This window comes from Flavobacterium sp. OHVDL-2026-0007 (genome assembly GCF_059882335.1).
The window spans coordinates 1,004,283-1,028,029 of record NZ_CM187612.1; the positions used below are offsets into that span (position 1 = coordinate 1,004,283).

20 protein-coding genes are annotated in these 23,747 nt (G+C 35.1%); 2 read left to right on the forward strand and 18 right to left on the reverse strand.

Features of this window, described 5'->3' with window-relative positions; genetic code table 11:
• Positions 1-72: 72 nt before the first annotated feature.
• From AC51AA_RS04195 to AC51AA_RS04205, 3 genes are all read right to left on the reverse strand, one after another.
• Positions 73-1,458, reverse strand: coding sequence for an MFS transporter (locus AC51AA_RS04195; protein ID WP_500704469.1), 1,386 nt, complete (start codon positions 1,456-1,458; stop codon positions 73-75).
• A gap of 63 nt (positions 1,459-1,521) precedes the next feature.
• Complete coding sequence (locus tag AC51AA_RS04200) at positions 1,522-2,832, reverse strand: DcaP family trimeric outer membrane transporter (protein WP_500704470.1); 1,311 nt, start codon at positions 2,830-2,832, stop codon at positions 1,522-1,524.
• A 59-nt stretch (positions 2,833-2,891) separates the two neighbouring features.
• Positions 2,892-4,256 carry an MFS transporter gene (locus AC51AA_RS04205; protein WP_500704471.1) on the reverse strand — a complete coding sequence of 455 codons (1,365 nt, stop codon included), beginning with the start codon at positions 4,254-4,256 and terminating at the stop codon, positions 2,892-2,894.
• A gap of 668 nt (positions 4,257-4,924) precedes the next feature.
• On the opposite strand from AC51AA_RS04205, the gene AC51AA_RS04210 reads away from it, so the two are divergent.
• Positions 4,925-5,623: a pseudouridine synthase gene (locus AC51AA_RS04210; RefSeq protein ID WP_500704472.1), complete on the forward strand. Its 699-nt coding sequence runs from the start codon at positions 4,925-4,927 to the stop codon at positions 5,621-5,623.
• Between the two features lie 590 nt (positions 5,624-6,213).
• Here AC51AA_RS04210 and AC51AA_RS04215 read toward each other — a convergent pair.
• The 4 genes from AC51AA_RS04215 to AC51AA_RS04230 form a co-directional block, all read right to left on the reverse strand.
• On the reverse strand, positions 6,214-7,215 hold the full coding sequence (locus tag AC51AA_RS04215) for an NADP-dependent oxidoreductase (protein ID WP_500704473.1): 1,002 nt from the start codon (positions 7,213-7,215) through the stop codon (positions 6,214-6,216).
• A gap of 22 nt (positions 7,216-7,237) precedes the next feature.
• Entirely contained in the window at positions 7,238-8,005 is a 768-nt protein-coding gene (locus tag AC51AA_RS04220) for an SDR family oxidoreductase (protein WP_500704474.1), read from the reverse strand.
• An 8-nt stretch (positions 8,006-8,013) separates the two neighbouring features.
• Positions 8,014-8,706 (reverse strand): SDR family oxidoreductase, encoded by a 693-nt coding sequence (locus AC51AA_RS04225; protein ID WP_500704475.1) that lies wholly within the window; start codon positions 8,704-8,706, stop codon positions 8,014-8,016.
• Between the two features lie 133 nt (positions 8,707-8,839).
• The gene (locus tag AC51AA_RS04230) at positions 8,840-9,433 is read right to left on the reverse strand and encodes a TetR/AcrR family transcriptional regulator (protein WP_500704476.1); all 594 of its coding nucleotides are present in this window, start codon (positions 9,431-9,433) and stop codon (positions 8,840-8,842) included.
• A gap of 241 nt (positions 9,434-9,674) precedes the next feature.
• On the opposite strand from AC51AA_RS04230, the gene AC51AA_RS04235 reads away from it, so the two are divergent.
• Positions 9,675-10,772, forward strand: a complete 1,098-nt coding sequence (locus AC51AA_RS04235; protein ID WP_500704477.1) for a class I SAM-dependent methyltransferase — start codon at positions 9,675-9,677, stop codon at positions 10,770-10,772.
• A 221-nt stretch (positions 10,773-10,993) separates the two neighbouring features.
• Here AC51AA_RS04235 and AC51AA_RS04240 read toward each other — a convergent pair whose 3' ends face one another.
• The 11 genes from AC51AA_RS04240 to AC51AA_RS04290 form a co-directional block, all read right to left on the reverse strand.
• Positions 10,994-11,431, reverse strand: coding sequence for a hypothetical protein (locus AC51AA_RS04240; RefSeq protein ID WP_500704478.1), 438 nt, complete (start codon positions 11,429-11,431; stop codon positions 10,994-10,996).
• A gap of 343 nt (positions 11,432-11,774) precedes the next feature.
• The gene (locus AC51AA_RS04245) at positions 11,775-12,908 is read right to left on the reverse strand and encodes an efflux RND transporter periplasmic adaptor subunit (RefSeq protein WP_500704479.1); all 1,134 of its coding nucleotides are present in this window, start codon (positions 12,906-12,908) and stop codon (positions 11,775-11,777) included.
• 4 nt (positions 12,909-12,912) lie between these two features.
• Positions 12,913-17,295 carry a CusA/CzcA family heavy metal efflux RND transporter gene (locus tag AC51AA_RS04250; RefSeq protein WP_500704480.1) on the reverse strand — a complete coding sequence of 1,461 codons (4,383 nt, stop codon included), beginning with the start codon at positions 17,293-17,295 and terminating at the stop codon, positions 12,913-12,915.
• An 86-nt stretch (positions 17,296-17,381) separates the two neighbouring features.
• A complete protein-coding gene (locus AC51AA_RS04255) occupies positions 17,382-17,684 on the reverse strand; it encodes a hypothetical protein (RefSeq protein WP_500704481.1) in 303 nt (100 codons plus the stop codon).
• A gap of 392 nt (positions 17,685-18,076) precedes the next feature.
• Positions 18,077-19,063 carry an inorganic phosphate transporter gene (locus AC51AA_RS04260; RefSeq protein WP_500705609.1) on the reverse strand — a complete coding sequence of 329 codons (987 nt, stop codon included), beginning with the start codon at positions 19,061-19,063 and terminating at the stop codon, positions 18,077-18,079.
• 404 nt (positions 19,064-19,467) lie between these two features.
• On the reverse strand, positions 19,468-19,728 hold the full coding sequence (locus tag AC51AA_RS04265; protein WP_500704482.1) for a SemiSWEET family sugar transporter: 261 nt from the start codon (positions 19,726-19,728) through the stop codon (positions 19,468-19,470).
• Between the two features lie 219 nt (positions 19,729-19,947).
• Entirely contained in the window at positions 19,948-21,276 is a 1,329-nt protein-coding gene (gene chrA, locus AC51AA_RS04270; RefSeq protein WP_500704484.1) for a chromate efflux transporter, read from the reverse strand.
• Positions 21,277-21,444: 168 nt separating this feature from the next.
• Entirely contained in the window at positions 21,445-21,903 is a 459-nt protein-coding gene (locus tag AC51AA_RS04275) for an RNA methyltransferase (protein ID WP_500704486.1), read from the reverse strand.
• A 68-nt stretch (positions 21,904-21,971) separates the two neighbouring features.
• Entirely contained in the window at positions 21,972-22,484 is a 513-nt protein-coding gene (locus AC51AA_RS04280; protein ID WP_500704487.1) for a hypothetical protein, read from the reverse strand.
• A gap of 35 nt (positions 22,485-22,519) precedes the next feature.
• The gene (locus AC51AA_RS04285; protein ID WP_500704489.1) at positions 22,520-23,140 is read right to left on the reverse strand and encodes a hypothetical protein; all 621 of its coding nucleotides are present in this window, start codon (positions 23,138-23,140) and stop codon (positions 22,520-22,522) included.
• Between the two features lie 72 nt (positions 23,141-23,212).
• On the reverse strand, positions 23,213-23,743 hold the full coding sequence (locus tag AC51AA_RS04290) for a hypothetical protein (protein ID WP_500704490.1): 531 nt from the start codon (positions 23,741-23,743) through the stop codon (positions 23,213-23,215).
• Between the last annotated feature and the right edge of the window lie 4 nt (positions 23,744-23,747).

Below are 23,747 nucleotides of genomic sequence, written 5' to 3' on the forward strand. Positions count from 1 at the left end.
CTACAAATACAACTATATCGTTTGAGCGCTGTTTCACAATTTTTAGATAGAAGAAAAATACTTTGTGATATTCTAAGACACATTGGTCGTATTCAATTTTGAAAGTCGGCTTAAAAATAGGGCCACAAAAACCAAATAGACGATCGCCATACTCATAGCAATAGTATAACCGTCTAAACCTTTTTTTAAACTATAAAAAAATAAGCTCCCAATGATCGTGATGCCAAATGCGGATGAAAATTGTTGCACGGTTGAATATACACCTCCAGCCAATGCAGCATACTCTGCAGGAATTTTTTTAAGTGCATAATTTAAAATAGACGGTAAAAGTGTCCCTTGTCCCAATCCATACAATAAAAGAAACCAAGGAATATAATCCACATTTGCTTGGTCTCCCAAAGTAAGTACCTGCAGAACCAAAGAAACAATCATTAGAATACAGCCTATAATCAATAACTTTATACCATATTTATGCAATAATTTTAAAGCAATAAAGGAAGACATTAAAAAACCAATACCATTAAAAGTAAAATACTGGCTGGCCACATAAGGATCCAGATGTAAGGTGTTTTGGAACTGAACTGCACATATTAATAAATAAGAATTGTGCGCTCCAAAAAAAAATAAGGCTACTAGCAAAACCAAATTGAAACTTTTTATTTTAAAAAGATTCATATTCATTAAAGGACTGCTTTGATCTTGTGTTTTCTTTTTTTGATAGATCCAAAATAGATATAATAGCATCCCAGACAAAAACAGCAAAAACATTATTAAAAGGGAAAGCCCTTGCTCAGGCACTAAAGTAAGCCCGTAAATTAAACTTCCCAAAGCAATGGTCAATAACAGTACGCCAAGCAAATCAAATTTACCTTCTTTATGTAAGCTCGTCTCTTGCAAAAAGAAAAAAGAAAGAACAACAGTAACTAAACCAAAGGGGACATTAATCAAGAATATCAAGCGCCAACTTTCTTCAATAAAATGGTGTGCCACAAAATACCCCCCTAAAAATTGTCCCAAAATAGATGCAATACCCAACGTAATTCCGAAAAAACCGAATGCCAAGTTTCTCTCTTTGGCTTCGCGAAAAGTAACTTGTATTATCGTCAAGGTTTGCGGAATCATAAAGGCTGCAGCCACACCTTGAAAGAACCTAAAAAGTATTAATTGAAAAATGGTACCCGCGTAGCCACATAAAGCTGACGTAATGGTGAACGAAAGCATTCCAATTATGAATATTTTCTTTCGTCCAAAAAAATCTCCAGCTCTTCCTCCTGTGACGAGAAAAACACAATATCCTAACAGATAAGAACTGATCACTAATTCTGTATTACTGTCCGATGTCAAATACTGCTGTTTGATTTCCGGCAAAGCCATATTCACAATATATACATCGATTACCGAAAGTAAGGGAGCTATAAGTACAATAAGTAATGCTAGCCATTTATTGGTCTGCTTCATATTCACAAAAAAAATATTGAGTGCAATTCATTATTGAACTACACTCAACATGTTTAAAAAAAATTAAAATTTAAGAACCGTTGCAAACAAAACTCTCCATGTTCCTATCAAATTGAGATTACTTATTGCTCTTCCGCTATTATCAGCATTACCCCATTGGGCAGCTGAATATTCTACTTCTAAACCGAATTTTAAATTTTTAATGGGCGCTTCAATTCGTGGTGCTAATCGATAAATATAATTAATGGTTCTGGTCGATGTATTTCCTGATGCCGCCACACCCCCAACCATGTTCGAAAATCCATACACAACCGCTTTTCCTGAAATCGGATTATTAGCACCATCGTTTTGGCTAAACCCAGCAAAGAAACCAGGAATTATTTTTTTTGTTTTTCCGGTAAAATCAATCCAATAAGACTGTGTTGCCATTGTCGAATATGTTTCTAAGCCAGGACCAGAAGTGGGTGTATATCCTACATAGCCGCCAAGCATAATAAAGGATGTTGCGTTTTCACCATACATCGCTTCTGCTTTTACCGTCATTGACTTCGTTTCAAAACGTCCATACGCCATAACGGAAACACTATTGAGTCTTTCATTAGAAAAATCATTCGCTGACCCAGAACTTGTTTTAGGACGAATTTGTTCAAAATTCCCCGCTACACCTATGAGTGTATTTTTACTTTTATAACTGAACTGAACGTGCCCAGAAGGAAGCGAACTGTTTCTGTATGGAGCAGTATTCGATGTGAAATCTCTTTGTGAAACGGCTGCTACCATAAGATTAAAATTCGCATCTAATTTTTGAGTAAAACGGATCTGAGGATTTCTGTTGTACGGCATATAAGGTGCGCCTCCACTGAAATTAACTACTCCAGGAAACATTTCCGGAATGGTTAGCGGATGCCAAAATTGACCTATCCCTATTTGGGTTTTCTTCCAATCTAATGTAATCCAAGCATGTCTCAAACGAAATTCATTGATTCCTCCTTCTGCATTACCAAAAAAATCACCTTCGAGGAATCCTGCAGTTTTTGCTCCCAAAACATCAGGAGCACTTACCCTCACCCCTACTCTGGATAGCACATTCAGCATTTGAAACTTAGAGGCAGCGTTTCTGTCTTTGCCATTGGCATCAAAATCAACATCTTTTCCCCAAAGCACCACTGCCGCTTCTCTTACATCAACGGTCTGACGAGAATCAAATATCGCGTCATGTCGAATAAAACCCGAGAACTTAACATCAAAAAGGGGCTCTTTTTTCTCTGGTTGAATAGCCACTATACTATCCTTTTTTTTATTGATTTCTTGAGCATTAAGCAACACGGTTGTCCATAGCAAACCAGTAATTGCTACTATTTTTTTTAACTTCATTTCTTTGCTTTTTATTTTAAAAACCCCATTTATGGCGGATAAATACTCCAATTATAGATTTATTCGTTGGCTACAATGGGATCTAATTGAATCGGTTCTTTTTTATGAAACACTACTTTATTGTCCTGACTGTGTTTCACATTGATAAAACAAACCGCCAACGCTCCTATTACTCCAGGAACAGCAAATGCAACAAAATTCAATTCAAAAGGCAATCCTAAACTCAGCAAAGCGCCTCCTAAAATTGGGCCTAAAATAGCACCTGTTCTCCCTACTCCAGAGGCCCAGCCAATTCCGGAAGACCTAATATTTATGGGATAAAATTGTGCTACATAAGCATAACAAAGTATTTGGGTCCCAATAGTTGTTGCTCCTGCAATTGCAATTAAAAGGTATAATACAAGCGTAGAATTTTTGAAACCAAGTAAACTCAACGAGATTGCAGCAACAGCAAAAAAAGAAATCAAAACCGTTTTTAAATTAAATTTATCCCCAAGCCATCCACCACCTACTGCTCCTATCATCGCTCCAAAATTCAGTACTAATAAAAAAGTAAGACTGGATCCTAATTCATAGCCGGCTTTGCTCATTAGTTTTGGCAACCAGGAATTTAGACCATACACCATCAAAAGACAGGTAAAAAAAGCAATCCAAAACATAATAGTACTTGTTGTCCTATTTTGTTTAAAAAGTTGTGAAACACTGGCTCCAGCTGCTTTTGATTCTCCTGAATCTAAAACATCACCAGTTGCGGGAAGATAAGTTGGCTCAATAAGCGAAAGTATTTTTTTAGCCTCATCAGTTCTTTTTTGTTTCACCAAAAAACCTACAGAATCGGGTAAAAATTTAATAATCAAAGGCAATAAAAGCATGGGCAATAATCCCACATAAAAAACCGATTGCCATCCAAAATTTGGTATCAAAAAGATTCCTAATCCAGCCGAAAGCATTCCTCCTACAGAATAACCACTAAACATGAGTGTTACCAGCGTACTTCTGATTTTCTTAGGTGAATATTCGGTCATTAAAGCCACAACATTGGGCATCACTCCCCCAATTCCCAATCCTGCAATAAAACGACAAATTCCAAATTGTAAAGGCGTCTCTACAAATCCATTTATAAAAGTGAATCCACTGAAAATGGATACACACATAATAATTGCTTTTTTTCGTCCAATACGATCCGATAGTGTTCCAAATATCAAAGCTCCAAACATCATCCCAAAGAGCGCGTAACTCCCCAAAGTCCCCGCTTCTAGGGGTGATAAATTCCACTTTTCCATAAGCAATGGTAACACTACGCCATAAATAACAAGATCGTACCCATCAAAAATGATGATTAAAGAGCACCAGAATAGTACGGTCCAGTGAAATCGATTAAATTTAGCGTTATCGATTAAGTTATGAATATCAATTTTTTGCATAATTTTTTTGGTTATTGGTTAGTTGGTTAATTCGATATTATAAATAATAGACTGTTATTATGGTTAAGCCTTTTTCACAAATTTCTCCATATAAAAATTTGTATGTTTTAACTGGATTTATGCCAAGTCATCCTTTGGATTCGTCCACTATATTTAATGCATCATTTCATGATGCTGTTTGTCATTTAAAGAACAAGTTAATTGCTAATCATCAGGAATTCATCAATCAAACACGATACATATTATTCAGCATCTTTACAACATAACAACAAGATCATTAATAAAACTTAATAATAATTACACAAAACACAATTATTACCTGTTTTTTATATTGATATACAAATATTGAAATTATTCAAGATGAAAAATTGTTCTTTTGCATCAATAACAGGACAAATCAAATGTTTTGTAGAAATTGATGGTAAAAAAAAGTTTTAAATCTATTCTTTACCAATAATGAAGAGGAAAACTAAAAAAACAAAGGAGGGAATAACACTTTATAAATCAGACTCATAAAAATAGTCTTGATATAAAATGTATACATCAACAATTGGATTAATGCGGTCTTGAAATGGAAAAATTAAATATTATTTATTTGGTCCTATTTTGCATCGAAATAAATAACTCCTAAAAGTGATTTTAGTCGAAATCTCTTTTACTTTTGCCAAATGTTAGAAATTCTTTACCAAGACGAATATATTATAGCCATTAATAAACCAAGTGGATTATTGGTTCATAAATCATTTTACGCGCGAGATGCAAAAGTTTATGCAATTCAAGAATTGAGAAATCAAATAGGAGGACAACATGTTTACCCTATTCATCGGTTAGATCGCAAAACATCAGGTGTCTTGTTATTTGCATTAAATAAAGAGGTTTTGAAAATTATGAATGATCGTTTCGCCACTCGCGAAGTCGAAAAAAAATATTTAGCTATTTTACGTGGTTGGTCACCTGAAGAACAAACAATTGATTATGATCTAACAAATGATGATGACATTACACAAAATGCCATAACATACTTTCATCGTTTGCAAAATGCCGAAGTTGAGTTAGAATTTAATAATCGACCAACGTCTCGATATTGTTTGGTAGAGGCAATTCCTGAAACTGGACGTATGCATCAATTACGAAAACATTTTAAACATATTTTTCATCCCATTTTAGGAAGTCGTCCACATGGATGTAACAAGCAGAATAAATTATGGTTGGAGAATTATGAACTGAAAGGAATGATGCTTCATGCACATCAGTTAATTTTTAATCATCCAATAAAAAATGAACAACTAATTTTGAATGCAAAAATTAATGAAGAGTTTAGCAGAGTAGGTACTATTCTTAATCTCGATTTGAGTAAATATAAATAGTATAATAATTAGTGAGTTATTGTTCTAACGAAAGTAATTTTTCGAGTGCATATAACACTGACATCTTCTAAAAAACCTTTTCGACAAGTCCTGCAAAAAGCCCAATCTTATCCTCGATTCATCACTCTTTAATTCCATTACATAAAAATAGACTGATCAAAATTTTTTATTAAAATTCATGCAAATAGATTTAAATTATATTTCTATTTAAATCTATTTCTTTTTTCTTTTTTTATAAGACGGTAAGTACTCCATTAACTCGGAAACAGGGCTAATAAAATAACATGATCTGATTTCTGGACATTCTTTTTCAAGACTATTAATCACGCACTTCCAATTCAAAACAAGCATTCGGTTGTGGTCTAAATCAGTTAAATCCCATTCCCAAATTTAAATCATAATTGATTATTATTTTAAACTTTACTTCATAGGGCCACAATGAGTGATCTCAACGAAATCACTTATAACTATTTAGTAAAATTAATTGCTCCTTTTAAATTGAAAAGTGGTGACCAAATACTTTAAAAACAAAAAACTCCAAATGGTACTCTATGATTCATTAGTTTGAATCATCTGTACCTTCCCACTCCCTATTTAATTTTGATAACTACTTTCCCTTTCGCACGTCCGCTTTCTACATAGGCTAAAGCTTCATTCGTATTTTCGAAAGAAAATATTTTATCAAGAACTGGTTTAATTATTCCAGATTCAATAAGTGTTGTTATACTACCTAATTGCTCGCCATTGGCTTTCATAAATAAAAAGGAATAATCTACATTTTTATTCTTCGCTTTTTTACGAATACCTGAACTTAACAATGACAATACTATTTTTACAAACCAGGGTGCTTTAATTTCTTTGGCAAAATCTAACGTTGGCGGCCCTGAAATCGAAACAAGTTTACCTCCAGATTTTAGAACACTCAATGATTTTTCGAGAGTCTTTTGATCCTGACTATTCAAAACAACATCGTAATTGCTCAACCTCTTTTCGAAATCACTATTCTTATAATCAATAATAAGATCAGCGCCAAGTGTGGTAAGGAAATCGAAACTATTGACACTTGCAGTAGTTGCCACTATAGCGCCCAAATGCTTGGCCAACTGAATCGCAATTGTCCCTACGCCTCCTGAACCCGCCTGAATAAATACTTTTTGACCTTCTTTGATTTGTGCTCTTTCTACCAAAAACTGCCAAGCGGTCAATGCCACTAACGGAATAGAGGCTGCTTCTTCCATAGAAATATTTTTAGGCTTAAGAGCAATATCTCTTTGGTCTATCGAAATAAATTCAGCAAATGTCCCAATCCTTTGATCTGCAGCTCTGGCATAGACTTCGTCTCCAACTTTGAACTTTTTTACATTTTTCCCAACTTTTGTAACGACTCCAGCTACATCATGTCCTAAAATTAAGGGCAGTTTATACGGTAAAATGAGTTTAAATTCTCCTGTTTTTATTTTGGAGTCTAAAAGATTAACTCCTGCTGCATGAATAGCAACTAAAACATCATTATCGTTTACCTCTGGCACAGGCCTTTCGGCAAGCTGCAAACTTCCCTTTTTACTATACTTATTAATTATAAATGCTTTCATTTTAACTGTTTTGGAGTTCATATTATTGCTTTAAGCTCGCGTATATCTTTTTCGGATTTACCAAATCGAAAGCCAGTTTTGGGAAAAACCTACTTACGTAGTACAATATTTTTGCATCACCCACCCGAATGGTAAATTGATCTTTTTTAATTCCTGATATAAGTGCTTTTACCAATTGTTCAGCAGTCATTTTCTTATCGTTTCTTTGAGCCGTCATCTCTGTTGCGACAACAGGTGGTAGTAACTCAAACACTTTAACATTGCTGTCTAGTATCTGTAAATTCTTTCTTAGTGTTCGTGTATAAAAACTTAAGGCTACTTTTGTTGCCGAATAAGTTGGTTCTTCTAAAGCGGGTACCAAACTCAAAATAGATGTGGTATTTATTATAGCACTTTCTTTTCTTGATTTCAGCATATCGATAAACAGTGTATTGAGACGTATAACGCCAAAATAATTAATGTTCATTTCATACATCGCATTCTTTAAAATTTGCTCATTTGCAATTCCTAGATTGAGCATCGGACTTCCAACGCCTGCATTATGGTATAGAATATCAATTCCGCCCAAAGAAGTTACTTTCTCAAAAAGCGCTACAGCATCATCTGGATTCTCAACATCACTTTTTATAACGATCAATGATGAAAGCATTTCTTTTGCCGCATCTAGTTTAACCTGATTTCTCCCTGTGATCATAACCTTAGCTCCTTCTGCTAAAAATTGTTTTGCCGATTCTAAGCCAATACCAGAAGCTCCTCCAGTAATTAATATCGTTTTTCCTTTTATATTCATATCTAAAGTTATTTAAAAAATTGCTTTGAATCACCCACTGGAACATCAAACTGATTTTTTTCTAAAGCCAGTAATAACTCATCCGCAACTTCCTCTGGCGCAATACCATTAGCACCGCCTATTTCCGCTGAAAACTCTGTATTGACCAATGGAGGATAGACTTCATATATCTGAAGATTTTTCTCTTCTTCATACGTATATCTTAAAGCGACTGTATAGCTGTGCAATGCCGCCTTGGTAGCTCCATATGTTGGTACTAATTTATGACTGCCGAAAACAGCAATTGATGAAACGTTTACAACTGCAGCTTCACTTTTTTGAATTAGATGTGGTAATAAAAGTTCAGTGAAATGAATTACGCTCAAATAGTTTGTATTGATCTCTATAGCAGCTTTTTCGTGCGCGTTTACAGTTTCATTTAATAGATAACTAAAAGCAGCACCTGCATTATTGATAATGATATTTACCTCAGGATAGTTTTCCTTTAATTGTTTTGCAATTCGAATTCTATCTGCCTCTAAAGATAGATCACCTTGTAGGGCCACAGCATTATCCAATTGTTCTAAAGCACTTTGTAAACGCTGCTCATTACGTCCGTTTATAATTATTTTATTGCCTGTAGCATTCAGTTTTTTCGCTATTGCCAATCCTATTCCAGCGCTTCCACCACTGATAAATACAGTATTTCCAGTTGTTTTCATTATATCATTATTTAAATTGAAATTCTTACTACACTAATTTTCTATTTGGATATCAAGTAGTCTTTTCTATTTATTTCAGACTTTTTAGTCTATTCTTAAATATACTTTTTAGTCTATTTTACGGTAAAAAAAATCATATTACGTATTGTTCAAGTTCAGATTTTAGACTCTTAATAAGTCCTTGCATGGGTTTCGCTGTACCCATCACTCTACACATTACAATCCCGCCTTCAACTGAAGCAACTAATTTAAAGGCAAAAACTACTGGATCAAGAGTATTCGAAAATTCACCATTACTAATTCCTGCCTGAAGCAAAGCTGTTATTTCTTCCTGTCCATTTCTAAATACTTTGGCCACTTTTTCTTTTATAAACGGATAATTATCATCAGCCTCTACAGCTGTATTAAATATTGGACATCCACCACTAATATAGGTTTGAATAGGATTCTTGTAAAAATCCAGAAAGGCAAATATCTTAGCTTTTACCGTTTTTCCATTGTAAACTGCTGATCTAATTTTGTCTGACACCATCTTAAGCGATAAGTCAATCACTTGTTCGGACAAATCTTCTTTATTTTCAAAATGGCCGTACAAACATCCCTTTGTAAGTTTTGTCGCCTCAAGTACATCATCAATACTTACTCCTGAAATACCTTTTTCATTGTAAAGTGGTACTGCAGTTTCGAGTATAAATTGTTTAGTTCTTTCAGCCTTTGTCAACATCATCTTTTAAATTTGATTACAAATATACTAAATAGTATATTTTAAAAACAAAAACATTAAGATAACTTTATAATTTATCTCCAATCCCTATACCTCTAATAAAACGCTTATGACATAATTGTTTCGTATTAATACTCGTTATAATACTATAACCATTTTATAAAAAAATGGAGGCGTCCATAGTTTCATTCTAATAACTTTAGTATTCGTTTTACCGTAAGGATCCTTAAATCATTTAAATAACATGCAACTAACTGAAATCATAATAGAAAAAATTAGAAATAAAGGCCCTATTTCTTTCTGTGATTTCATGGAAATGGCATTGTATTACCCCACATTGGGATATTACACTTCACAAAAAGATAAGATAGGAACCCAGGGGGATTATTATACAAGCTCCAACCTTACTCCACTCTTTGGTGCTATCATAGGACGCCAGCTTGAAGAAATGTGGGAAATGACCCAAAGAGAAGCCTTTACTATTGTCGAATATGGAGCAGGTACAGGAAAACTTTGCCATGACATCCTGAATTACCTTAAAAGCAATCCTGAATTTTACGACAAGTTGCAATACTGCATTATAGAAAAAAGCCCTCAGCTACGCCAAAAGGAAAAAGCTCTGCTATATGAAAAAGTAAATTGGTACAATTCCATCGGTGACATCCCTAAATTTACCGGCTGCATCCTCTCCAATGAATTAGTAGACAATTTTGCTGTACACCAAGTACTCATGCAAGAGGAACTAAAGGAAATCTTTGTCGATTATAAAGCTGGTTTTATAGAATTACTTAGGCCTGCCCCAAAAGAACTCAGGGAATATCTGGATGAACTCGGTGTGGTATTACCAAAAGGATTTCGCACAGAAATAAACTTGCAAGCTACTGAGTGGATACAAGAGATTTCCTTGTCTTTAAAGAAAGGGTTTATCATTACTATAGATTATGGTTATCCTTCATCAGGCTTATATTGTAAAGACAAAAGTTGCGGCACTCTAGTATGTTATAACAAGCACACCATAAACGAGAATCCTTATTATGATATCGGGAATCAAGATATCACATCACATGTTAATTTTTCCGCTCTTTGCCATTGGGGCCTAAAAAATGGGTTAGAATGTTGCGGATTCACAAATCACGCTGACTTTCTATTGAGACTGGGATTTAAAGAACTTCTTAGAAAATCGGTCTCCTCAGATGAGGACCCTGTAAGCGCCATCAGAAAAGAAATTTTACTTACACACACACTGCTAATGGATATGGGACAAAAATTCAAAGTTCTTATCCAAAAAAAGGGAATACCAGATCGCCTGCTTTTAGGCATGAATCTCCTATCCACTAAATAAAGCATTACATTAGAACTATGCTCCATACCGCTTATTAATCTAGTAAGCAGCGAATAGACTGCTACTGTTAAATTGGTCAGTTTGAAACTCTAGGATCACTTTGTTGGGAATTTTTAAAGAAATTCTGTAAATGGTGCAAAATGATTACAACACTTATTCTTCTGAAACAAATACAGAAACAAGCGTTATTCAAATCCTCCATTATTTAAAACGGCTTGTATTTAGTCGGCTTTGAATTTGCTGTTCCAATGTAACATCAGTAACAACGTTACAATTACGCAAGAAGCTACACCTTCAAAAAATATGCAAATCGCATAGGTAGATACAGAGGGATTTCCTCCAAACATAAAAGTCTTAGATAATGTTTTAACATAAACATCCCCACCTCTTGCATAACTGTAAATAACCAATCCTATTATACTAAATACGACACTTAAAAAAGAAGTTACCATTGCAGATACAGCATTGGAAACAAAAACGTTTTTGCCCTCTGCAATATTCATTTTTATTGTTCTGTTAACACCGTACAAAATGAAAAATACGTTTAACAATCGTAAATAAAATAGATGGGAAAGACCTAACAATTCCATTAATAAAAAGAAGATAGCGATTCCCGAAAAGATATAAAATCCATTAAGTATTTCTTTAGGTATTTTCATGACAGACCTTGTTTAAATTCATTGAATTTGACATTGAAGATAAACAAAATAAAGATTAAAAAGTTCTACTATTTCAAGATAAGATTATAACATTTCCATGGTCTATTCAAAATACTTGAACTTAGGAGCTAAAATAGCAAGTATAGGTGTGTCCTATCATTACCAGTAATGACAAATGTTCTAATTGCGATTTAACTTGAAAACTATGGCAGAACGGACGCTATACCCTATATAAATTAGAGGTTGTCTTTTGACAACCTCTAATTTTAGAACAACCTGCTTAAGGAACCTAACGATAATGCGCCAACTATTAGATAACCTTCCTCAACTAAGCCCTTTTCTATTACTCCTCTCCACCATTCATAAAAGTCATCAAAAGGGTATAAGCGTTTTTAATCACAATCTTTGAAGATTTATTTATAGCTGAAGATTTAATTTGTCTAAAACCATCACTGGTCGTTCCAGAATCAACCTGTACCATTTTGAATTTATTTTTTCCTATACCTGAAAAAACAAAAAACTTACCTTGCCATCTTACTACTGCATCTTCTGGAACTGTAATGGCCTTTTCGTTATCAAATTCAGCTTCTGCATTAATGAAAAGCCCGGGTATTAAGGCCTTGTCATATTGGTTTACTTTGCAAATAACCTCTGCTGCACGATCATCATTAAGACTTTGATTGATATAAGCAATTTTGGCTACATATTTTTTTGACGGATTACCATTAGTAAAAGCTGTAACGTTTTGTCCCACTGATAGTAAATGAATATCTTTTTCAAAAGCATTCATCACAAGAACCACATCACTCATTTCCATAAGTTCAAACATCATGTCGGTTGGGGAGATGTACTTTCCAACATTGACATTGATCTTCGAAACCAAACCATTTACTGGTGAAACAATACGCACTGTTTTACTAATATTGGTGGCGGTTAGTGATTTGGCATTAATACCAACTAAGGCCAATTTCTGAGATAGTGACGCCATGTCAATACGTTGGGTTTGCATCTCTGTCTGCGTTTGCTCATACAATTTATCACTGCTTGCTTTTTTAGCATTCAGTTCTTTTTGTCTGTTAAATTCGCTTTGTGCCAATTGAAATTTTTCTTTAGCTGTTAGATAATCCTGTTGTAGTTGTATGTATTGCATATCTTCTACAACGGCTAACAACTGACCTTTTCTAACATGCATACCTGCCATTAAATCAGTCTTCTTGACATAACCTCCTAAAGGAATACTAATACTCACCACACTTTTGGGCGGTACCGTTACTGTTCCTTGAAGTTGCAATATGCCCCTAACATTTCTTTCCTCGGGATTGCCCACAACCAAATCCGCATTCTTAATTTGTTGGGCACTTAATTGAATCGTGTTTTCTTGCCTCTGTGCTTCTGCACTATTGGCTTGCTCTTTTTGATCTCCTTTGCAAGAAACCAAGAATAAAAGCCCAACTATCGTGATAATATATGTTTTCATTATGTTATAAATTAGTAAGAGTTTGGAAATTAATAACCGCCTTATTGTAATCATTAATACTATCGAGATATTCATTTTTTATAGTGATGGCCTGGTTCACCACCAAAACCCATTGCAGGTAATCAATATCTCCATTTTCTAACTGACTGTTGGCCGCATCGATGATAACCGACGCATTCTTAAGTCCTTCGTTTTCATAATAACTCAGGCTTTCTTTATACTTTTCGACTTCACTTATCGCATTGGCTATTTCAGTGTTCATTTCGATTTGCACCGTTTCAGCCATCATCTTAACATTTTCATATTCCATTTTCGTCGCTTTATTACGTGCAGACTGACTCGAAAAGAATAAAGGAACAGACAATCCCAGATTCACATAACTAAACCTATGACTGCTGTCATAATAAACTTCTTGTCCCGCAGCAGTTGTTTGTGCTCCCGTAATACTTAGATTGTTATAACCTACGGTAATGTCCGGCATCATCTTGGCCTGTTCCGTTTTCCATTTCCATTTAGAGGCTTCGGCTTCGTGATTTGAAAGTTGGATCTGCGGAAGTTCCGCTGTATTTACTTTTTCGTTAGACGAAACCGTAAAATCATTCTTGATAGTACTTGCTGAGGGCACATGAATAACGCCGTTATCCTGAAGGACAGTATTAAATGATTTCAAGGTAATGGCAATGTCTTTATGGACCATTGTGAGTTGATTGGTATAAAATTGTCTAGCAGACTGAGAAGCGCTTTTTTCAAGCACATTGGTTTCTCCCGCCTTATACCGTAAATCCGATTTTTGTTCCATCAACCTGTAAATAGAATCGGCGTACGTCAGTAATTCCTTTTTACTATTGAGCCAGATATAATAGTAAAACAAGTTTCTCACATTCGACTTAATTTGTTGTGCCGTTAACTGAGAGTTCGCTTTTGCCACCTGATAGTTTTCTATCAAAACTTTCTTCTGATTACGGTACAAGGTTGGAAAAGCAAAAGTCTGACTCACACCAAAACGCGTATCATTAATCCCACTGTTAAACTGCCCATAATCCGCATCTAAAGCCAATTTTGGAATATCATAGCCTGATTTTTGTAAGTGTTCTTTTGATTGTTCGTTCAGTCGAGCTGACTTTACTCTTTTATTATTCCCAATGGCTATTGATAACGATTCCTCAAGAGAGACAGGACTCTGTTGTGCCTGTACTGAAATGGTAAGCAACAAAGCCACCACTACTAAAGTCAATTTATCCATTTTATGTTTTTTGATTTTTTTAGAAAATACTTTGGTATGAAACGTCATTAAATAAATAGCCGGTAGCACAAATAAAGTCAGCAAAGTAGCCGTTATCAATCCACCAATAACTACCGTTGCTAGTGGTCGTTGCACCTCTGCTCCTGCACCATTACTTAAAGCCATGGGTAAGAATCCCAAGGAGGCCACAGCAGCAGTCATCAACACGGGACGCAATCTGTTTTTTGTTCCAGTAAGGATAATTTGAAACGGGTCTGTTATGCCCTCCTGTTTCTGTATTCGGTTGAATTCGGATATCAAAACAATACCGTTCAATACCGCTACTCCAAAGAGCGCAATAAAACCAACTCCAGCAGAAATACTAAAAGGCATATCGCGCAAGGCCAACCCAAATACGCCTCCAATGGCTGACAATGGAATTGCGGTAAAAATGATAATACCTTCTTTAAAAGATCGAAACGCAAAATACAACAAGGCCAAAATCATAAATAAAGCAGCAGGTACAGCAATCCCAAGACGTGATTTTGCCTGTTGTAGATTTTCAAAGGTACCGCCATAGGTAATATAATAACCCGGATCAAACTTGATCTGACTCTCGACCTTTTTCTGCAATTCTTCGACTATAGATTCTACATCACGTCCTCTTACATTAAAGCCCACTATAATTCTTCTTTTCGCATTTTCACGTTGGATCTGATTGGGACCTTCTACTTCTTTGACTGATGCTACTTGATACAGTGGGATCTGCGTTCCAGAACGTGTCGCAATTAATAGATTACGAACATCCGAAATATCTTTTCGTCCGCTCGCTTCAACTCTCACCACCATATCAAAGCGTTTTTCTCCTTCATAAATACGTCCAGCTACCGCCCCTGCAAAAGCTGCATTAACCGTTTGATTGATATCGGATACATAGATGCCATATTTGGCCATTTCAGCCCAATCGTAATCAATAACGATTTGTGGCATTCCGGTCACCTTTTCCACATACAGATCGGTTGCACCATCGACCGTTTGGCTAATCGCTCCTAATTGCTCTGCATATTGGGCTAACTTATCTAAATCTTCTCCATAGATCTTACAAACCAGATCCTGTTTGGCTCCCGTCATCAATTCATTAAAACGCATTTGCACCGGAAATTGAAAGCCTGTGGTCACCCCTGGAGCCACCTCTTTCACAGTTGCCGTCATTTTATCTGCCAACTCCTGAAAAGAGGAAGCGCTTGTCCATTCTGATTTATCCTTGAGTACAATAATCATATCTCCACCTTCAATGGGCATTGGATCCGTCGGTATCTCCGCACTTCCAATCCTGGAGACTACTTTTTCTACTTCAGGATATTTGTTTTTAAGTGCCCTTGATATTTTTTGGATGGTTTCGGTTGTGGTCGAAAGGTTGGTTCCCAGTAATAGTCGCGTTTCTACAGCAAAATCTCCTTCTTCGAGTTGTGGAATAAACTCTCCTCCCATTCTGCTAAAGAGCACTAAGGCAAGTCCAAACAACAACACTGCGCCCATCACGATACCTTTTCGAACTTGCAGTGCTTTGGACAACCAAATCTCATAGAAGCCTTCTAATTTAGCCATGATTCTATCGGATAGATTTGGTTTATGGCTTACTTTTTTGCTGATCAGCAAAGCACTCACCATAGGTACATAAGTAAGCGATAATATAAAGGCTCCTAAAATAGCAAAGGCAACGGTTTGAGCCATAGGCTTGAACATCTTACCTTCAATTCCTTCAAGCGATAGAATAGGAAGATAGACAATCAAAATAATGATTTGTCCAAATACGGCCGCATTCATCATTCTTCCTGCTGAACCCGTAACCTCCTTATCCATTTCCTCTTGTGAAATCGTATTGACTCCTTTGTACTTTTTAGCACTATGTAAATGATGTAATATGGCTTCGACAATAATCACGGCGCCATCGACGATCAAACCAAAATCAAGCGCACCAAGACTCATTAAATTACCACTTACGCCAAAGGTGTTCATCATAATAATGGCAAACAACATCGCCAGTGGAATAACCGAAGCCACGATAAACCCTGCTCGTAAATTCCCTAAGAAAAGTACCAATACTAAAACCACAATCAATGCGCCTTCAATTAGGTTTTTCTCCACAGTACCAATAGCGTTGTCTACCATTTTCGTGCGATCCAAAAAGGGTTCTATTTTTAAACCTTTTGGGAGCATCTTTTCGATTTCAGCAACACGTTTTTTTACATTTACAATGACGTTACTGGCATTTTCTCCTTTCAACATCATGACAATTCCCCCTACTGCCTCTCCTATGTCATTTGTGGTTAAGGCGCCATACCGTATAGCAGAAGACATTTTGACCTCGGCAATATCTTTGATTAAAATCGGTGTTCCGGCTTGGGTATTTTTGACAATGATATTCTCGATATCCTTTATGTTGCGAGTAAGGCCGACACTGCGGATGTACAGCACCGTTGGTCCTTTTTCAATATACGCCCCTCCCGTATTTTCATTATTACTGCTTAGTGCGGTAAATACTTCTTTGATGGTAAGGTTTTGCGCTTTTAACCTCGAAGGATTCACGGCAATTTCATATTGCTTTAGCTTGCCACCAAAAGTAGCCACATCTGCAATACCAGGGGTACCTAAAAGTTGTCTACGAACGGTCCAATCCTGAATTGTACGCAAATCTTCTAGAGAATATTTGGTTTCGTAACCCGGATCTGGTTTTAGCACATATTGATAGATTTCGCCTAATCCAGTAGTGGCTGGCGCCATTTCGGGAATACTAGCGTTCTCCGCAATTTCTACTTTCTGTAAACGTTCCGCCACTTGCTGACGAGCCCAATACACATCGGTATCATCATCAAAAACAATGGTTACAAGGGAGAGCCCAAAACGAGAAATACTACGACTTTCTTTTAGTTGTGGAATATTACTAATGGCCTGTTCGATCGGAAAAGTGATCAGACGTTCCACATCTTCTGCTCCCAAAGACGGAGCTGTTGTGATAATCTGTACCTGATTGTTAGTGATGTCAGGAACGGCATCAATGGGTAAACGGGTTACTTCAAACACGCCATAGATGATCCATAGCAATGTGAAGACTCCAATTACCAGTTTATTGTTAACTGAGAATTGTATGATCTTATTGAGCATAATATGATTTAATTTTTTGAAATAGTATTGGGATGGCTAAAACATAGAAATGACTTAACCACAATAAAAAATCGTAGAAAATTAAATTAAGCTACAGGAGGTCTGAATACTGAAAAGAAAGCAGGATTTGAGAACAAATTAGTGGTATACGGAATACCATTGAATGGATCGTATCCTACCCTAAAAGGAATATAAAAGGAAGGTTTATCTGCTGGAACAAAAACAAGTTGAAAGGAAGCGCTTGAAATATGCTTAAAAGGAAGCTGCATATCACGGTCAGTATCATCATCATTTAGATCTTCTCCCCAATAATGCATTTCTAGAAAATCAATAAAAGAAACATTACCTCTTTGTTGATGCTCACTAAAGTGCTCAAGTAATACAGGCAATTTATAAAATTGCTGAAAGAACCCAATATTGGATACAATTAAAAAAATGAATATGTAGATAATAACTTTACGCACATCACAAATTTAGTCGATACCTCAAAATAATCCGACATTTTAAACACGATCCAAGCCATTTTTATCATTTAACCCCCATAACCAAAGGTAAAATCATTTTATGCTATCAAAACTCATAAAATATTGAAGTCTTATCAAGACAATAACCTTTTTAAAAATGATTTTAACATAGACTAATAAATTAGTAGATAGTATACAGAAGTAACTCAAAACAAAGAGCTGTCTTTTCATTGCTATTTTACGAATGCTACCTTGTCTTCATAGATTCCATCATATCAATCTTAATAAGTTCCTATGATGTTTCAAATTTCAGTAACTTAAAAAAAATGATGGGTTAACTTATAAATCAAAGCAGACATTAAAGAGGTTATGGGTATGGTAATAATCCAAGCGATGACAATGTTTCTTGTTAGTCCCCATCGAACAGCTGATAATCGTTTTACCGAGCCTACTCCAACGATACCTCCAGTAATGGTATGAGTAGTGCTTACCGGAATTCCCAACATGCTGGTTGAAAACAACGTAATGGCTCCTCCTGTTTCGGCACAGAAACCTTGAAAAGATCCAATATGGGTCAATTTAGAAGCCATTGTTTTTACAATTCGCCACCCTCCAAGCAAGGTACCTATTGCCATGGCCGAATGTGATGCAATCACAACCCAAAGTGGAATGGCATCCTCAGTAGTCAGCTTTTCTGCAGCAATGAGTGAAACAAAAATAATTCCCATTATTTTTTGCGCATCGTTTGAGCCGTGGCCAATGCTATAAGCAGCAGCCGAAATCAACTGTAATCTTCTAAACACCATATTTACAGGTTTCCAAGCCATATTTTTACAGACATGCATTAGAATTATGGACAATGTTATGGAGATAAAAGCTCCTATTAGCGGTGCCAGCACAATAAAAATAATAATCTTACCTATGCCCGAATAAAAAACAGAGTCAAAGCCAGCAGCTGCAATAGCCGCACCAACAAAACCTCCTATCAACGTATGAGAAGAACTTGAGGGAATACCCAATAACCAAGTTAACAGATTCCAAATAATCGCTCCAATAAGTCCACACATCACCACTTCTAAGGTCACAATCTCTGGATGAACAATTCCTTTACCTATGGTATTAGCCACATGTAATCCAAAAATTAAAAAAGCAATAAAATTAAAAAAAGCTGCCCATACTACTGCCTGAAAAGGCGTTAATACTTTTGTTGCCACAATAGTTGCAATTGAATTTGCAGCATCATGAAAGCCATTGATAACATCAAACACCAAGGCTAATGCTATTACAATAATTAAGAGTGTCATCATTAAATTTTTAAAAATTATTCAATAACAAAAAGAAAGACTTTATACTTTAATAAAGAGCTCAATCATAAATTTTATTGCTAAGAAGTAATTTTAAATTTAATTATTTAGAGAGTAAAGTTAAGATGGGAGTAAAATGTAAAAAACTACATTTTTGTTTGTCGAATTTTATGGTTAAAGTATAAAGAGAGATTATCCAATTCTATTTACAAAGTTATCTAGATTTTGACATTTACGACAAGAACATTTTCTATTTAGTACATTTTAACAGGATAGTGTTTATATATTAAAATATCCGATTAAATCGAATTATAATTCAACAGAAAATTCTGATTTTAACGGAACATTTAGGTTAGACCGAAAATTTAAAAATACCCCAAAAGACATTGCGTTATTTATAAGAGTTATTCTTTCTCATAATAAATAATGAAATAAACCATTACTAAATTGAGGCAAAAAGAAACACTATTAGTGATTATTATGGGAAGGTCATTTCTCAAAACACCATAAATAATCCAGACCAAAATTCCAAAGGTTAGAATACTAAAGGTTTTAAGTGAAATTTCTTTTACTTTTTTGGTTTTCCAAACTTTCAGAATTTGAGGGATGACCGATAGAGTCACACAAGTTCCCGCAAAGAGTCCAACGATATCTATAAAGTTCATAATTTTAAATTTGATGAGTTATCACCCTCTCTTCGCCTAAATTGTTTGCTGCTCTAGTAAACTAAAAATATAGATTCAAGCACAAATACAGCCTCTTATCGTTTGATACTTTTTTATATTCAATTAGCTTTTTTACCCGCTGCTAGTTGAGCAAAACTTGTCATGATCAAGCGTGCACCACAATTTAAAGATTAACAGAACAGCCAATCTTCTGCTTTTTCAGAGTGTAAAAAAATAGCCAAACAAACCATACACCAGACTAAGCAATATAAGATTTACTATTTTGAATTTATACTTTATAAGTAAAAGTAGAGAAATTAAACTCCAACCTAATGCCATCCCATTAAAATTATTTAAAGAAATCACTTTATTAGAAAATAAAATCCCTTCCCCTAAATAAAAGGCAAGATTCACAATAACTCCAACAACAGTTGCAGTCACTAGCGATAAAACTGCTTGAACTGTTTCACTTTTTTGAGACTTCTCAATCAATGGAGCTCCCATGAAAATCATTATAAAATTAGGCAGAAATGTAAAATAACTCGCTGCCAGTAAACCAATAGTTCCCATCAGTAGAGAGTTATTAAAATGATTAAACCCTGCCATAAAACCAACATATGATAATACAATAACCAAGGGCCCCGGAGTCGTTTCTGCCAAAGCAAATCCATCTATCATTTGTGTTTTAGAAAGCCAGGCTAATTTATTGGTTACCAAATTGGCTACATAAGGAATCACTGTATAAGAGCCACCGATGGTAAGGAATGCCGTTTGGGTAAAAAGCAATGAAAGTTTATGCCAAAACAATTTATCGGCAAGAAAGAATGTTATCCCTAAAAACGGAATAAGCCATAGAACTATAAAAACAACAAGTTGCTTAATTGTTGTTCTTAAAGATTTTTTAGGTGAGGTTTGATCACTATTTACATAATATAATTCCTCATGATTTTCAGATACCTTCTTCCCTTTCTTGAAGCACATAAACGATGGAGCAACCACACTAATTAGTACACCTAAAATGATAACCCCCACCAATAACAATGGTGTTGAAACATGAAGGAAATAAGAGAAAATAAATGCAGAAAACGCAACAAAATAATGTAAAAAACTAAGGAGTGATTTATGTCCTACTTTCCATGTGGCGTAAACAATAATAGCCAATACTGCAGGTTTTAAACCATCAAAAATAGCTATTAGTAAAGGCGTATTCCCGTAGAGTGCGTAGATAATACTCAAACATAGAAGAATGAGCATCGATGGCAAAATAAAAAATACCCCAGCTAGAATACCTCCTCTAATTCCATGTAACTTCCATCCAAGGTAAATCGCTAATTGATGCGCTTCAGGACCTGGCAGAATCATGCAAGTATTAAGTGAACTAAAAAACTTACTTTCACTTACCCATTTCTTTTTTTCTACCAAAAAGTCGTGCATGATCGTAATATGACCAGTTGTTCCTCCAAAACTTATCCAACCTAGTATAAACCAAAAACGAATTGCTTCTGAAAAATTGGGCTGCTGAATTTTACTTTCTTGTACTTTGTGCATTTAAGATTGGATTTCAACTTGGTTTGCTAATTTGCATCCAAGCATTTTTACATAATGTAAAAAACAGATCTAGAGAAAATTAATCAAAATTCTGCAATGTCTTACTTGACTATATGCATAAAAAAAGTCTTCAGATATCGTAGCGTATTGGGCTAGTAAGCTTATGTTTTACGAACGTGGTTTAGATAAGGTTCTATCGTACATAATAATACTTCCTGCCACAGCCACGTTTAAACTTTTCTCTGATTTAAACTTTACTAAATGATGGCATTTATCCATAGCTTTTGTAGACAAACCATGGTCTTCAGCTCCCAATAAATAAACACAACGTCTTGGATGTTCGAAGGTTTCTAAATCTGAAGCTTTATCATCTAATTCAACACCTACCAACCGCGCACCTTTGGGTAAGTTTTCAAAAAAAGCTTCAAAAGTGTCGTAATGAAAATAAGGAATTGATTTTACAGCATTATGCGTATCACAGGCTTGTTTGGCATATCGATTACCGATAGTAAATATGAAAGTAGCACCTAAGTTTTGAGCTGATCTCCACAGCACACCTAAATTTTCTGGTGTTTTACCATTTTGTATCCCTATCCCGAAGTATTCATTTATAAAATTATCATTCATAAAGGCAAAAGTACAAACTGTAAGTACATAAATCAATTGTTTATTGAGGTAAAACCGCTCTTTTATCCTTATTCACTTTCTTCAGCTTGCTTAAAAATGAATTTTGTCACACTTTTACTATTTGCAAAAAGTAAATAACCAATCAAAGCTTTCACGAAATAAGCAACAATCCACTTTGAATTTTCAAAATCTATAAATAAAGCGCTTTGTTTCAAAAATTCAAAAATAGTTTCACATAGTATTGGAATACTACCTACTAACATTAATCCTCCAATCACGGCAACTGAAATATTAAGTATTGTTGAAGCTTTGATATTCAAATCAATCTTTTCCTCCATATTTCTTTCAAGTTTCAGCTTAGTAATTATCCACTCAGGCCTAAAGACCAATAATCTTACTATCAACAAATACACTACCAAGATAAAAATTAAAAGAAATGCTATTTCTATATAATTAGTATTTCCATTCTTAAATGTTGCATAAATTGTTGAGCAGAATTGCGGAACAACCGTCAAGCTTGAAAATAATATTGATATTCCCAAAATCTTTATTAATATTATCCAGAATGTATTTGTTTTCATAGGATGGTGTAAATGGTGTAAATAGATAGAAATGTTCAATTATAATTCGGAAAGAAAAGTATCTCTTGTTTATGGTTTGTTTTAGTTGAAATTCTACTCTCTTTCAAACAAATCCCTTCTTCATCTTTGGCTGTACAGTAAATTAGAAATTCATCAATAAGTTTATTGTTTTTGTCTCTGATCGCGATTTTGGAGAGTTCTCTGTTGGTATAATAAAAATACTGCGTGTCGAAAGTCGTAAAATTATCTACTATTTTTTCAATAGTTCCATCCGTATGATAATGATAAATGGCCTCACTTTGCTTGTATTGCTTTTTAGTATAACAGCTGATTCGTTCACGGTTTTTAGGTTTCCAGCGCGTTTTACAATAACAAGGTTCTTTATCGGGATATGATTCCACGACAAACCATAATTTCTTTTGAGTTTCTTGCAATACATTCCCCAACGAATCAACCGTTTTGGAGTATTTAATGCGACCATTTCTAGTGAAGACCATCTGCTTTTTATGCAGTAGCTTTTTCTGATTATTTACTATTAAATACACTTCTTCCGTTGCCGCTTTTATTCCTTCAGGCAACAGTCGTTTCTTAGTGTCCTTTTTGGTAGCACAGGCTTGTATCGCAAAGAGCACCATTAAAACAAATAAAACTCTCATAATTCTACAGTTTAGTTTTATACTAAGTTACGGATTTAAAAAAATTTACGACAGCAGCGAAATTCCTCACTTTTATGTTGGACCAATAGTAAATACAATACGCGCGCTATAGTTATCGACAGGAGTTGTAACAGAAACGCCCCTAAGTCGAAGGTTTAAAGTAATATTAGTCACAGTAGCTAATGACAAAACAGCAGTCATTCTGAATAGCTCGGAATCAATTGTTGTAAGCTCCTTAACGGGCCCTGCCATATTTGGGGTCATACTACATAACACACATAAACCGGATCCATTATCTATTTTTTGCACATCAATTTTTAAAGAACTATGCCATATTGGATAGTCTTCATATCTAACTGAAACCTTACCCGTACCCAAAAGAAGCGGTACAGTCACGTTTAATTTGAACTGACCAGAGGGGCTTGCATAAGTCCCCCCATAATCAGATCCTGCTTCAGTAATTGCTGGAACAACTGGTGCCCAATCTGAACCTGTTACGGTCAGCGTCTGAGATTGAACTATAACGCATAGTAACAAAGCGCCCACTACAGACCATACTCTTACAGGTGATTTTATTCTATTTCTGATATGGGATTGTTTCATCATC

What these genes read in the sequence shown, in the direction of transcription:
- AC51AA_RS04250 (WP_500704480.1), bottom strand. Translation starts at nt 17,295, where the DNA reads ATGCTCAATAAGATCATACAATTCTCAGTTAACAATAAACTGGTAATT.
- AC51AA_RS04195 (WP_500704469.1), bottom strand. Translation starts at nt 1,458, where the DNA reads ATGAAGCAGACCAATAAATGGCTAGCATTACTTATTGTACTTATAGCT.
- AC51AA_RS04230 (WP_500704476.1), bottom strand. Translation starts at nt 9,433, where the DNA reads ATGATGTTGACAAAGGCTGAAAGAACTAAACAATTTATACTCGAAACT.
- AC51AA_RS04290 (WP_500704490.1), bottom strand. Translation starts at nt 23,743, where the DNA reads ATGAAACAATCCCATATCAGAAATAGAATAAAATCACCTGTAAGAGTA.
- AC51AA_RS04225 (WP_500704475.1), bottom strand. Translation starts at nt 8,706, where the DNA reads ATGAAAACAACTGGAAATACTGTATTTATCAGTGGTGGAAGCGCTGGA.
- AC51AA_RS04205 (WP_500704471.1), bottom strand. Translation starts at nt 4,256, where the DNA reads ATGCAAAAAATTGATATTCATAACTTAATCGATAACGCTAAATTTAAT.
- AC51AA_RS04245 (WP_500704479.1), bottom strand. Translation starts at nt 12,908, where the DNA reads ATGAAAACATATATTATCACGATAGTTGGGCTTTTATTCTTGGTTTCT.
- AC51AA_RS04220 (WP_500704474.1), bottom strand. Translation starts at nt 8,005, where the DNA reads ATGAATATAAAAGGAAAAACGATATTAATTACTGGAGGAGCTTCTGGT.
- AC51AA_RS04280 (WP_500704487.1), bottom strand. Translation starts at nt 22,484, where the DNA reads ATGAAAACAAATACATTCTGGATAATATTAATAAAGATTTTGGGAATA.
- AC51AA_RS04265 (WP_500704482.1), bottom strand. Translation starts at nt 19,728, where the DNA reads ATGAACTTTATAGATATCGTTGGACTCTTTGCGGGAACTTGTGTGACT.
- AC51AA_RS04240 (WP_500704478.1), bottom strand. Translation starts at nt 11,431, where the DNA reads ATGAAAATACCTAAAGAAATACTTAATGGATTTTATATCTTTTCGGGA.
- AC51AA_RS04215 (WP_500704473.1), bottom strand. Translation starts at nt 7,215, where the DNA reads ATGAAAGCATTTATAATTAATAAGTATAGTAAAAAGGGAAGTTTGCAG.
- AC51AA_RS04200 (WP_500704470.1), bottom strand. Translation starts at nt 2,832, where the DNA reads ATGAAGTTAAAAAAAATAGTAGCAATTACTGGTTTGCTATGGACAACC.
- AC51AA_RS04235 (WP_500704477.1), top strand. Translation starts at nt 9,675, where the DNA reads ATGCAACTAACTGAAATCATAATAGAAAAAATTAGAAATAAAGGCCCT.
- AC51AA_RS04260 (WP_500705609.1), bottom strand. Translation starts at nt 19,063, where the DNA reads ATGACACTCTTAATTATTGTAATAGCATTAGCCTTGGTGTTTGATGTT.
- AC51AA_RS04275 (WP_500704486.1), bottom strand. Translation starts at nt 21,903, where the DNA reads ATGAATGATAATTTTATAAATGAATACTTCGGGATAGGGATACAAAAT.
- AC51AA_RS04210 (WP_500704472.1), top strand. Translation starts at nt 4,925, where the DNA reads ATGTTAGAAATTCTTTACCAAGACGAATATATTATAGCCATTAATAAA.
- AC51AA_RS04285 (WP_500704489.1), bottom strand. Translation starts at nt 23,140, where the DNA reads ATGAGAGTTTTATTTGTTTTAATGGTGCTCTTTGCGATACAAGCCTGT.
- chrA (WP_500704484.1), bottom strand. Translation starts at nt 21,276, where the DNA reads ATGCACAAAGTACAAGAAAGTAAAATTCAGCAGCCCAATTTTTCAGAA.